This window comes from Parashewanella curva, assembly GCF_003675895.1.
Taxonomy (GTDB): domain Bacteria; phylum Pseudomonadota; class Gammaproteobacteria; order Enterobacterales; family Shewanellaceae; genus Parashewanella; species Parashewanella curva.
In genome coordinates this window covers 1-11,068 of record NZ_ML014848.1, presented here as the reverse complement: position 1 = coordinate 11,068, position 11,068 = coordinate 1, and the positions used below count along the sequence as shown (strand labels likewise).

The 11,068-nt window shown below is 39.8% G+C and carries 13 protein-coding genes and 1 pseudogene; 9 read left to right on the top strand and 5 right to left on the bottom strand.

Features of this window, described 5'->3' with window-relative positions:
• Both D5018_RS22195 and D5018_RS19150 read left to right on the top strand, forming a co-directional pair.
• Positions 1 to 172, top strand: a pseudogene (locus D5018_RS22195) (IS66 family transposase); the annotation flags it as partial.
• A gap of 131 nt (positions 173 to 303) precedes the next feature.
• The gene (locus D5018_RS19150) at positions 304 to 771 is read left to right on the top strand and encodes a low molecular weight protein-tyrosine-phosphatase (protein WP_121840593.1); all 468 of its coding nucleotides are present in this window, start codon (positions 304 to 306) and stop codon (positions 769 to 771) included.
• Between the two features lies 1 nt (position 772).
• Here D5018_RS19150 and D5018_RS19145 read toward each other — a convergent pair whose 3' ends face one another.
• The 4 genes from D5018_RS19145 to purM all read right to left on the bottom strand — a co-directional run bounded on the left by D5018_RS19145 (position 773) and on the right by purM (position 5,083).
• Positions 773 to 1,771, bottom strand: coding sequence for a hypothetical protein (locus D5018_RS19145; RefSeq protein ID WP_121840592.1), 999 nt, complete (start codon positions 1,769 to 1,771; stop codon positions 773 to 775).
• Between the two features lie 460 nt (positions 1,772 to 2,231).
• Positions 2,232 to 3,245 (bottom strand): hypothetical protein, encoded by a 1,014-nt coding sequence (locus D5018_RS19140; RefSeq protein ID WP_121840591.1) that lies wholly within the window; start codon positions 3,243 to 3,245, stop codon positions 2,232 to 2,234.
• Positions 3,246 to 3,392: 147 nt separating this feature from the next.
• Complete coding sequence (gene purN / locus D5018_RS19135; RefSeq protein WP_121840590.1) at positions 3,393 to 4,046, bottom strand: phosphoribosylglycinamide formyltransferase; 654 nt, start codon at positions 4,044 to 4,046, stop codon at positions 3,393 to 3,395.
• Entirely contained in the window at positions 4,046 to 5,083 is a 1,038-nt protein-coding gene (purM, locus tag D5018_RS19130; protein ID WP_121840589.1) for a phosphoribosylformylglycinamidine cyclo-ligase, read from the bottom strand. Before purM ends, purN begins: the two co-directional genes overlap by 1 nt.
• A gap of 452 nt (positions 5,084 to 5,535) precedes the next feature.
• Between purM and upp the strand changes: the two genes are divergently transcribed.
• The 6 genes from upp to D5018_RS19110 all read left to right on the top strand — a co-directional run bounded on the left by upp (position 5,536) and on the right by D5018_RS19110 (position 8,109).
• Positions 5,536 to 6,162 (top strand): uracil phosphoribosyltransferase, encoded by a 627-nt coding sequence (upp, locus tag D5018_RS19125; protein WP_121840588.1) that lies wholly within the window; start codon positions 5,536 to 5,538, stop codon positions 6,160 to 6,162.
• Between the two features lie 236 nt (positions 6,163 to 6,398).
• A complete protein-coding gene (tnpA, locus tag D5018_RS19120) occupies positions 6,399 to 6,740 on the top strand; it encodes an IS66 family insertion sequence element accessory protein TnpA (RefSeq protein WP_121840587.1) in 342 nt (113 codons plus the stop codon).
• 2 nt (positions 6,741 to 6,742) lie between these two features.
• Complete coding sequence (tnpB, locus tag D5018_RS19115) at positions 6,743 to 7,090, top strand: IS66 family insertion sequence element accessory protein TnpB (RefSeq protein WP_121840586.1); 348 nt, start codon at positions 6,743 to 6,745, stop codon at positions 7,088 to 7,090.
• Positions 7,091 to 7,165: 75 nt separating this feature from the next.
• Entirely contained in the window at positions 7,166 to 7,315 is a 150-nt protein-coding gene (locus tag D5018_RS21775) for a hypothetical protein (protein WP_165905115.1), read from the top strand.
• Positions 7,316 to 7,446: 131 nt separating this feature from the next.
• Positions 7,447 to 7,605 carry a hypothetical protein gene (locus D5018_RS21770; RefSeq protein ID WP_165905114.1) on the top strand — a complete coding sequence of 53 codons (159 nt, stop codon included), beginning with the start codon at positions 7,447 to 7,449 and terminating at the stop codon, positions 7,603 to 7,605.
• A 6-nt stretch (positions 7,606 to 7,611) separates the two neighbouring features.
• On the top strand, positions 7,612 to 8,109 hold the full coding sequence (locus tag D5018_RS19110; protein ID WP_121840585.1) for a hypothetical protein: 498 nt from the start codon (positions 7,612 to 7,614) through the stop codon (positions 8,107 to 8,109).
• Positions 8,110 to 8,605: 496 nt separating this feature from the next.
• Here the strand turns inward: D5018_RS19110 and D5018_RS19100 are convergent, their stop codons facing one another.
• Positions 8,606 to 9,922 (bottom strand): Na+/H+ antiporter family protein, encoded by a 1,317-nt coding sequence (locus tag D5018_RS19100; protein ID WP_121840583.1) that lies wholly within the window; start codon positions 9,920 to 9,922, stop codon positions 8,606 to 8,608.
• Positions 9,923 to 10,199: 277 nt separating this feature from the next.
• Between D5018_RS19100 and D5018_RS19095 the strand changes: the two genes are divergently transcribed.
• Complete coding sequence (locus D5018_RS19095) at positions 10,200 to 10,805, top strand: peroxiredoxin (RefSeq protein ID WP_121840582.1); 606 nt, start codon at positions 10,200 to 10,202, stop codon at positions 10,803 to 10,805.
• Positions 10,806 to 11,068 lie beyond the last annotated feature (263 nt).

Genomic DNA, 11,068 nt, shown 5'->3' with positions numbered 1-11,068 from the left:
GATGACCAAAGTTCATCAGAAAATATCAGGTTGCTTTAGGAGCATAGAAGGTGCTGAAAACTTCTGTGCCATACGCAGTTACGTTTCGAGTTGCAGAAAGCAAAATATAACAGCTTCAACAGCGCTGTACTTGTTGTTCAGTGGGCATTTGCCAGATATTTTTGTTCAGTAGGCTGAATAGTTACCCCAATCTTTCCCTTCGATCTTCCATAGTTTCTAGTTAGTGGTCTATGGAAGAGCTCCTTTATTGAATCCCAATCAATTTACAGTTAAGGTTTTGCAAAAGAAAAATTTATTACGATTATGAAAACTAAGTCAATTTTATTTGTATGTATGGGTAATATATGCCGCTCTCCTACAGCGGAAGCCGTTTTTAGACATAAGTTTCAACAGGCTGGCATTGACATTAAATTAGATAGCGCTGGAACCATTGGCTTTCATCAAGGTAAATTACCAGATCCTCGCTCTCGTTTCGCTGGAGAGCATCGGGGTTACGATTTTGCAGGGATAACCTCTAGGCAAGTGGTAGCCAAAGATTTTGCTGATTTTGATTTGATTCTGGCCGCTGATAATGCCAACTTAAAAGATTTACAAATGATTTGCCCAATCAAGTATCGTCATAAATTGAAATTGATGCTGTCATTTTCAAGTAGCAATTATCAGGAAGTACCAGATCCATATTATGGAGTAGAAGATGGATTTGAGCTGGTGCTAGATTTAATCGAAGCGAGTGCTGATGAAATCATCAAAAGCTACAATACACTAATTTAGTTTATTCAGTTTGAGGGAAAATATGAATGAGTTGGTGTGAGTCTAAATAATTACCTAATTTCACAGCTACTTCAGTTACCGTAATTTTTTGGCCTCTAAACTCCATCGTCAACAATATTTGCATGGATTTGACCGAAAGCTGTTCAGAAGGTACCTCTAGATACTCTTTTCTTTGTTCGTGAGTAGAAAAGCAAAAATCTTTATAAGATTCAACTTTGATTTTGAGTGGCGATGATGTGTCTTCAGGGATTAAACGAGAGTATTTATATGTTAATTTACAGCGACCAGGACAGCGCAATATTCGAATTTCACAGCCTGTTTTGAGTAACATATCATATATAGTTCCTTGTAACCTTTGGCTAAGCGTAGACTCTACTGCAGAACGTTCATTATTTAAGAAAGCTTGAACTTCAGAAAACTCTTCGACAACATTTTTTTCAATAATGTGTGTTGTAAGCAGGTATCTTTCAGCGTCTACTTCGTAGAGTGACGGCTTATACTTAAGACTTTCATTGGGATCTGTGCTTCTAACAAGCTCATCTCTAACATCTTTATCAATATTCTTTTGCAATCGTTGTTCAAGTGTTTTTGGATCTATATCGTAGTTCTGTATCGAAAAACTTAGCTCGCCGACAGCATAAGCATTACAATCACCGTATTGTCCTGTTTTGGCTTTTTGTTTGAATTCATGGCGGTATGCAGTGTCAGCAAGCGTTTTTAATTCTTTAAAAAGCTTGGGTTTTTCTCTGTCTTCTATTTCAACTGAAGCTAGTTGAAAGTATAAGTCACGAGCGCTCTTTTTTTCGGTTGTGAAAAAGTGCTCAATATTCTTCCAGTTGAGTTTTACCGTTGGCTCACTGGAGCTAGCAATTTGTTTTATTCCAACATAACCTTCATGATCAAGAGAAACAAAATCTTCTGGGTTGTCATTGAATTTTTGATTCCTTGGTTTACTAGTACAGCAAGGATTTGCAAGAGTGGTGCAATACATATTAAGCATAATGAATATTGCATAAATTTGGATATTAGATAAAGCCCAAATTAGTCTTTTAGAGTGAGTTTCACCAATTAATTTAAGTTCATTTATGGAGTATCTACGGCAACTGTAAACATACTCGTGATACCTGAAGATGCAGGATTTCAGCGAGAATCAATTGCCATTTAGGCAAGGCACTTATCCGTAGGAATAGTTATTCTATTTCAAGGTTAAGTAACGCAGTATAAATGGCAATTAAACTCGCACTGCGTGGGCTTTTCAGCGTTGATTTTTCTTTGTTGTGAAAGCTTAAATTAGCCCGCTAGTTCTGCACTTTCACGCCTCGAATAATGCAACGCTGAATAAGCCCTGAAAGTTGCATCTTCAAGTATCACGAGTATAGACGGTTTATTATTTTTACTATATAAAATCAATCGATTGCTGGCACCACTCTGAGTAAATCATATTTGAACGCAAATTGGTATTAGCTATGTTCTTGAGGGAGAATATGAGTGATTTGCTCTGGCATTAAGTTTTCACCACAGTTAACCACGGCTTCTTCTACGACTATTTGGTCTTTATTAAAATGCAATGTCACTAGTACTTGCAATGATTTAAATGATCGATCTTCACTGCCCAATCCAAGAAAATTCTTTTTTTCTTGATGGGAATGGAAGCAAAAGTCTTTATAACTTTCAACTTCAACTATGAGTGTTGATGTTGAATCTCCGGGGATTAAACGTTTATATTCATAATTCATTCGACATCTTCCAGGACATTCAAATAAATATTCAGGACACCATTCGATGGTAAGAATGCTACACACTGTACCATGAAGTGCTTGAGTTAGAGTGGCTTCTAAAGCATCCGTTTCATTATAAAAAAAATCTTGAACTTCAGTAACCTCTTGCGTCACTTTAGTCCCTATAGTGTGAGTTGTTAACTCGTATCGATCCCTATCAGAGTCATATTGAGAAGGTTTAGCAATCTGCTTTTCACTGTTTTTTTGTGCCTTATTGCCAATTCTATTATTAATGTCCTCTTGCAATTGAGCTTCAAGGTTTTTTGGGTCTACAGAGAATTTTCTTATTGAAAAACCTAGCCCGCAGATAGAGTAACGCATGCTTTCACCGAATTGTTCAACCTTTAAATCTTGCTTAAACTTTGAGCGGTACTCTTGTGAGGATAGTGTTTTTAGCTCTTCAAATAGTTTGGGCTTTTTACGATCTTCAATTTCAACGGAGGCGAGTTGAAAATATAAATCTCGAGCTGTTTTTTTATCATTTGAGGATTCAAAAAAATGCTCAATTTGTTTCCAATGAGTTTGAACCCTTGGATCAGTTGGCGTTGATATTAGTTCAATACCAACAAAACCATCTAGGTCGACAGATACAAAATCGTCCTTATTGTAATGTAAGCTTGTTGGAGGATGTTTACGCCAGGGATCATTGGCATAACCTGCATCCTCACGAGGGACTGTACAAAATGCACTGAACATAGGTATGTGTTTAAATTAACTTAGTTTCCTTGTTTAAAAAATAGCTTATTTTTCGACAGGAATCCGTTAAATTAAGTTAATTCTAAGAATATCTTTGGCATAAAAAAAAGAGGCCTAAGCCTCTAATTTTAATGATGAAAACAATGCTTAATCTGGTGCGTGTCCCTGTTCACCTAATGATTCACCATCTAAATAACATTGGCCGTTTTTCATGATTAAGCGCTTCTGGCAAATCCACTTTACAACCATTGGATAAATCGCGTGCTCTTGTTGGTGTACTCGTTGAGCAAGATCCTCAGCCGTATCTTCTCGGTAAACAGGAACCTTTGCTTGTAGTGCAATTGGACCAGCATCAAGTTCTGGGATAACAAAATGTACGCTTGCACCATGTTCATTATCACCTGCATCTATTGCACGTTGGTGAGTATCCAGCCCCGGGTATTTAGGTAAAAGTGAAGGGTGAATATTCACCATTTTACCAAGATAAGCGTTCACCAATTCAGGAGTCAAAATGCGCATAAAACCTGCCAGAACAATTAAGTCTGGTTGATAACGGTCAATAGCTACTTTTAAACGTGCATCATATTCATTGCGCTCTTCTCCCTTACGAGCAATAACGCAACTGGTATCAATTTCGTGATTATGGGCACGGATTAAGCCATAAGCATCAGGTTTGTTACTGATCACACCCACGACTTCGCCATGAAGGTGGTCATCACAGCTATCAATGATGGCTTGTAAATTACTACCACTGCCAGAAATAAGTACTAAAATTCGACAGTTTTTTTGCTCTGAGTCCATTAACGGATTTCCACTTGTTCTTCGTCACCATTACGTGCTGCAATAGTACCAATTAACCAAGCGTTTTCACCTTCTGAATTCAATAAAGTTAGCGCTTCGTCGACTTTTTCAGCAGGTAGCGCAACAATCATACCGACACCACAGTTGAAAGTGCGGTACATTTCAAATTCACTGATGTTGCCGTTGTCTTTTAACCAATCAAAAACCACTGGCCATTCCCAAGATTTATCATCAATTACCGCTTTACAATCCGCAGGAAGAACACGAGGAATGTTTTCCCAGAAACCGCCACCAGTGATGTGAGACATTGCGTGCACTTCAGAAGCTTCAATTAATTTAAGTAATGGTTTGATGTAAATGCGAGTTGGTTCAAGCAGGTGATCAATAAGTGGCTTACCACCTAGTTCTTGTTTTGGATCTGCGCCAGACACTTCCAATACTTTGCGGATAAGAGAGTAGCCATTAGAGTGAGGGCCACTAGAAGCAAGCGCGATTAACGCATCGCCACCTTTTACTTGGCTACCGTCGATGATTTCTTCTTTTTCTACTACGCCAACGCAGAAACCAGCTAAGTCGTAATCTTCACCTTCATACATCCCTGGCATTTCAGCGGTTTCACCGCCAATAAGCGCACAACCAGACTGATGACAGCCCTCGGCAATGCCATTAACTACAGAAGTTGCAGTGTTTACGTCTAATTTGCCTGTAGCGTAATAATCCAAGAAGAATAAAGGTTCTGCACCTTGAACGATTAAGTCATTCACGCACATAGCGACTAAATCGATACCGACAGAATCGTGCTTTTGGTAGTCAATGGCTAAACGTAACTTTGTACCTACACCGTCAGTGCCAGAAACCAAAACAGGTTGCTTATATTTGGTCGGTAGTTCACATAAAGCACCAAATCCACCTAGGTTACCCAAAACCTCAGGGCGATGAGTGCGTTTAACAGCAGATTTAATGTTATCAACCAAAGCATTACCAGCATCAATATCAACACCAGCGTCTTTATAGCTTAGAGAGGTAGGAGCGGTCACAGGAGTTCCTCATTGGGTACGTCGTTGTAGGGTTTACTTGAAGTGTTGTGCGGAGAACAAGTTTGCAGACGACAACAGAAACGTACATCCATGTACTGACGACCTATACATCCTGTATAGGACGGTTGTCTTATTACAAACTTGTTCCTGTCGCCATTCACAGAAATGTCCATGAAACTTACACTTTGAGTAGAGGTATTATTTTGCGGCGTATTTTAACAGTTTGTTAGCAGGGCGTGAAGCCAGATGCTTGTTCAGAACACACTGTTCTCGATGATTTTTTATACCATCATACTTTGACTTGTGGATGTTGATCACATTTTACTGTTTTTAATACGCTTTCTATTTTATTCAGTGATCAAATCCATTAGTATTCAGCCAATTTGCCTTTTGGTAGTCATTGTGAAGTTGGTCACAATGACTTTAATGACAAAAATAATCAGGAGTAGGCTATGAAAGTCGTAGAAGTGAAGCATCCGTTAGTACGCCACAAAATCGGATTAATGCGTGAAGGTGACATTAGCACTAAGCGTTTTCGCGAGTTAGCGGCAGAGGTAGGTAGCCTATTAACTTATGAAGCAACAGCTGATCTTGAAACTGAACGCGTTACTATCGACGGTTGGAATGGTCCTGTTGAAGTTGATCAAATTAAAGGTAAAAAGGTAACTGTAGTACCAATCCTTCGTGCAGGATTAGGCATGATGGATGGCGTACTTGAACACATGCCTAGTGCTCGCATCTCGGTTGTAGGTATTTACCGTGATGAAGAAACGCTAGAGCCAGTTCCATACTTTGAAAAATTAGCCAGTGAAATTGATGAGCGTTTAGCACTTGTTGTTGATCCTATGCTAGCCACCGGCGGTTCTTTAATTGCGACCCTTGATCTATTGAAAGAGCGCGGTTGTAAGCACATTAAGGCATTAGTTTTAGTTGCGGCTCCAGAAGGATTGGAAGCATTAGAAAAAGCACATCCAGACGTAGAGCTGTACACAGCGTCTATTGATAAGTGCTTAAACGAAAAAGGGTATATCTTACCGGGTCTAGGTGATGCTGGTGATAAGATTTTTGGGACTAAGTAAGAGTAAAACTTCAAAGAAGTTTTAAAAATCGTGGTACTGCGTACCACACCGCACAAGAGGGGGAACATCAGCATTCCCCCTTCTTGTATCTCCACGTGCCGCCTCATGAAGCTAATCGTTCCGGTGATAATTGAATAAATGGCTAACGGCTCTGTAAGCGTCCGCTAAACCGCGCCTGTTCAATTATTGAAATGCCTTCAAACTGAGTTACCGTGTATTTATATCTGGAAACTCAAATGCTAGACATATCTAGAAAGTTAGAAGAGTGGGAACGTATCATCCAAATTCAGCAAGGCTTTGGTTTATCGATTAAGCGCTTTTGCCAACGACATACTTTATCTGAGCAAAGTTTTCATAAAGCCAAAGCTCGTCTTAAATCTAAAGTGCAATTAGCGCAGGAAATCCCAAGCAACACCCACGCCCAAATTTTTCAAAGTGAGTTTATTGTGATTCAATCAAATGTGTCCTCAAGTTCAGAGCCTACTATTGAACTAACATTATCTACACTCAAACTGACTATTCCAGCATCCATTTCTCCTCAATGGCTGGCCTGCTTTATTAAGGAGGTTAATCAGTGAAAATGTTTGCAGAGCAACCTGCTATCTACCTTTACCGAAAGCCAGTCTATTTTCGTAACGCCATTAATGGGCTTAGCCAGATTGTAGATGCACAAATGAACCTATCTCCGTTCTGTGGCGCTTTGTTCTTATTTACCAATAAAGCAAGAAACAAACTTAAATTGCTCTACTGGGATAAAACCGGATTTGTACTTTCGTACAAACAATTAGCGAAAGAGAAGTTTAAATGGCCAGTAAATCATACAGCTTCTCAACTTGAGATTACAGAAGAGGAGCTTAATCGTTTACTTGATGGCTTTTCCACCATAGGTCATCAAGCCATACATTGTGATGGTATGTATACCGCTTAGCTCCTTATGATCATAGGTTATTGTTGAGCACCTATTGAACTAAGTGAGTGCTTGGTTTTATGGTAAATTTAAGTCATGAAATTAAGTGCTCACGAGTTACCCTACGACATTAAAACTCTACAAACCATGTTGCTTGCAGAGCGTCAACGTAACACTGAGCAAGAACAACTTATCGCCAGACTCCAACAGCAACTCGTTCAGTTTGGGGAAGATGTAAGGCTGTGAAGATTGGGGCATTTTGGAGTCAGCCCGCGTACAGTGTTGAGTCGCCAATAAACTCTCTCATCACAGGCCACTAAACCACCATTACCTGAGCCCTCAATAACGGTTCAAGATGCCATTAACGATATTAACGCTTGAGCAATTGCAGGGGCGTTATCGGTGGCGTTATTGTTATCGGTGGTGGTATCCACATTTATAAAAGAAATCAAAACATCAAAGCAAGATACGATGTTGAAATGTCACCGCGGCCGCTACCAGAGCCGCAGCCACAAACCGAAACACAAGCGGAGTAACCCAAAATGAAAACTTTATTATTATTAGCAGCACTTACCGCACCAGCTATGGCCGATGATGTTCATCATTTCGGTGATTGGGTAGTGATAACTGATAATGGGAAAATCACGGCCTTTTCTTCACCACTTAATACATCGTCTAATCAATTTTCTTTTAGTTGTAATACTAATCATCAACATTGTGCTATGAGCAATACCCGAATCGCTAAAACGTGTAAGTGGATAACAGTGAACAGATGGATAAGTCTTAATTTGCATGAAAATGGCGCATCACCCCGTTTTGATTCAAAAACAAATTATAGTCTTTCGTGCAGTAATGGCATTTGGTTTTCTGATGACCCACATGATTTATCAATATTGAATCAAGAGTTGCATAAAGGTTGGTATTCTATTTTAACTGTTTGGTATCAAGGCGAACCCACATTAGCCACATACAGCACCAAGGGTGCAGCACAGGCTGCAGATTTTGTCTTTGGTACTAATAACAATTTCAATCTGAAGTAATGCCCTTAATCCTGCTAGCCACTTTGACTTCAACTAGTGCAACCGCAAATCCAACTAAAACCATCGGTGCTTGGATAGTCATAAACACTAACCGTCAATATATTATGACCTCTGATACACAACCACTATCTAGCTCATTTAGGGGCAAAAGCTGGTTAAGAATACACCAAATAACCCTGCAGGCTACGATGATCCCCCTCAAAGCTGTTTCCAATGTGATTGAATGAAAAAATGGCGTATGCCCGAAATGGATTTCGGGCTAGGCTCTGAGGTACATGGTCGTTCTCGCACATCCATGTGCTTCACGACATTCAGGCGTCCTGCCTATCAGATGTACCATCAGAGGTGTTAGGCATTTATTCAATCCCATTGGAAAGGTTTAGCTTTGTTTGGGCGGTTCAGGGGATTCAAAAGGGGAAAAGCTGGTGTTTTCACCTTTTTGGGGTGTGGTACGCAGTACCACGACTTAAAAAACTTTGAAGAAGTTTTAAAGAAACTACAGAGTCATTGCTGCTACCCAGCCAAACACCAATAACGGAATGTTGTAATGAATAAACGTTGGGATTACGCTGTCTCGCATATGATCATGCTGACCATCGGCATTTAGACCAGCAGTAGGGCCGAGTGTTGAATCAGATGCCGGTGAACCAGCATCACCTAAAGCGCCAGCTGTACCTACAAGGGCGATAGTTGCTGCAGGAGAGAATCCAAACTGAATCGCCAGTGGGACATAAATCGCGGCAATAATCGGTACTGTTGAGAAAGAAGAACCGATCCCCATTGTGATAAATAGCCCTACAATCAACATCAAAAATGCCGCTAATGCCTTACTATTTCCAATTAAGGCCTCGATAGAAGTGACTAATGAAGCGACCTCACCAGTTTGTTTTATCACAGCAGCAAAACCAGAGGCTGAGATCATGATAAAGCCGATGGCTGCCATCATTCTCACACCTTGGTTAAAGATATCTTGGTCATTTACATTACGAATTGCACCAGAAAAACTGAAAACTATAAAGCCAATTAGCGCTCCAAAAATCATTGAGCCAGTGTATAGCTGAACAGATAACATCGAAGCAATAGCTAAAACAGCTATCACTAAATCAGCTTTATTCATGGTTTGTATTTCGGACGTTTCAGTATCTTGGACTTGGTATTCTCTCGGCTTTCTATAGCTAATAAATACTGCTATGAGTAGACCAACTATCATACCAATTGCAGGGATCAACATTGCAGATGGTACTTGACCTTTGACCACACTTAAGCCGTTATTGTTTAAATTTGCCAGCAAAATGCTGTCAAGGAATATGCCACCAAAACCGATAGGTAGGATCATATATGTAGTTACTAAACCAAAAGTTAATATGCAAGCAATCAGCCTTCTGTCTAGCTTGAATTTATTCATCAAGCCTAATAACGGAGGGATCATAATTGGGATGAAAGCAATATGAATTGGAAGAATGTTCTGTGAGCTAATAGCCATAGCTAAAACGGCAATTAACATACTCCATTTTACGATTTTTACATTATTGTTATCAGGAGTTTTACCCAGCTTTTTAATGATAGATTGTGACAACCAATCTGCTAAACCTGAATGGGAAAGTGCAACTGCAAATGCGCCTAATAGTGCATAACTCAGTGCTATCTCAGCACCACCACCTAAGCCATTATTAAAAGCATCGACTGTAGCTTTTAAATCCATTCCGCCTAATAAACCTGCGACTAGGCTGCTTACGGTTAGAGATATCACTACATTAATTCGAAATAGACTTAACAACATCATCAAGCTGACTGCGATGACAACAGAATTCATGCCTCTACCTTTTAGTTATTTTTATGAAGGACTCTATTTATGCCCTTGTTTTGTGTGTGTGTAAAGTGCGAATTTTGTTGAAATTTTAGAGTGTTGATGTCGAAACTAAGAAAAGTTGACCTGTTTAGAAGGAAATGGCTTGTCAGCCGTGATTCACATCTTATAATGCCAATAGATTTATTGATGCTGATCATGGAAGTGATGAAATATGTGAGTCATATGGATTCAATTTTCGGGTCAGTAATTTATTTTTCCTCATAAAAGATGGAGATCAAAAATGGGTGTATTAGTAGGCCGCAAGGCTCCTAATTTCACGGCTGCGGCTGTTTTGGGTTCTGGTGAAATCGTTGATAGCTTTAACCTAGAAGATGCAATTAAAGGTAAACCAGCGGTTATCTTTTTCTATCCTCTAGACTTTACTTTTGTTTGTCCATCTGAGTTGATCGCATTCGATCACAGAATGGAAGAGTTCACTAAGCGTGGTGTTGAAGTTATCGGTGTTTCTATCGATTCTCAATTCACTCACAACGCATGGCGTAACACTCCAGTAAACGAAGGTGGTATTGGTCCAGTTAAGTACACCCTAGTTGCTGACGTTAAGCACGAAATCTGTCAGGCGTATGACGTTGAGCATCCAGAAGCTGGTGTTGCTTTCCGTGGTTCTTTCCTTGTAGACAAAGACGGCCAAGTACGTCACCAAGTAGTTAACGATCTTCCATTAGGCCGTAACGTTGACGAAATGCTACGTATGATTGACGCACTTCAGTTCCACGAAGAGCACGGTGAAGTATGTCCAGCAGGATGGAACAAAGGTGAAAAAGGCATGCAAGCTGATCCAGCTGGCGTTGCAAACTACCTAAGCGAAAACGCTGACGCTCTATAAATAATTATTAGAGCTGATATGAAAAAGCTGCCGAATGGCAGCTTTTTTTATGTCGAAGAAAGTGAATGATACCAATCATCAATTTGAGCTGTTGTAACACCAACGCCACCGCAGACGATAACCAGAATGTTTCTTTTATCGTAACTATTCAGCCCATCTGACTCAATCTGCTTAAAATAGCAACGGTTGAGTCACCATTTTACTTGATCCTCAATGATCATTTGACCGATCTTCCCAGTATGTCATGCTGACCAAATATTTAG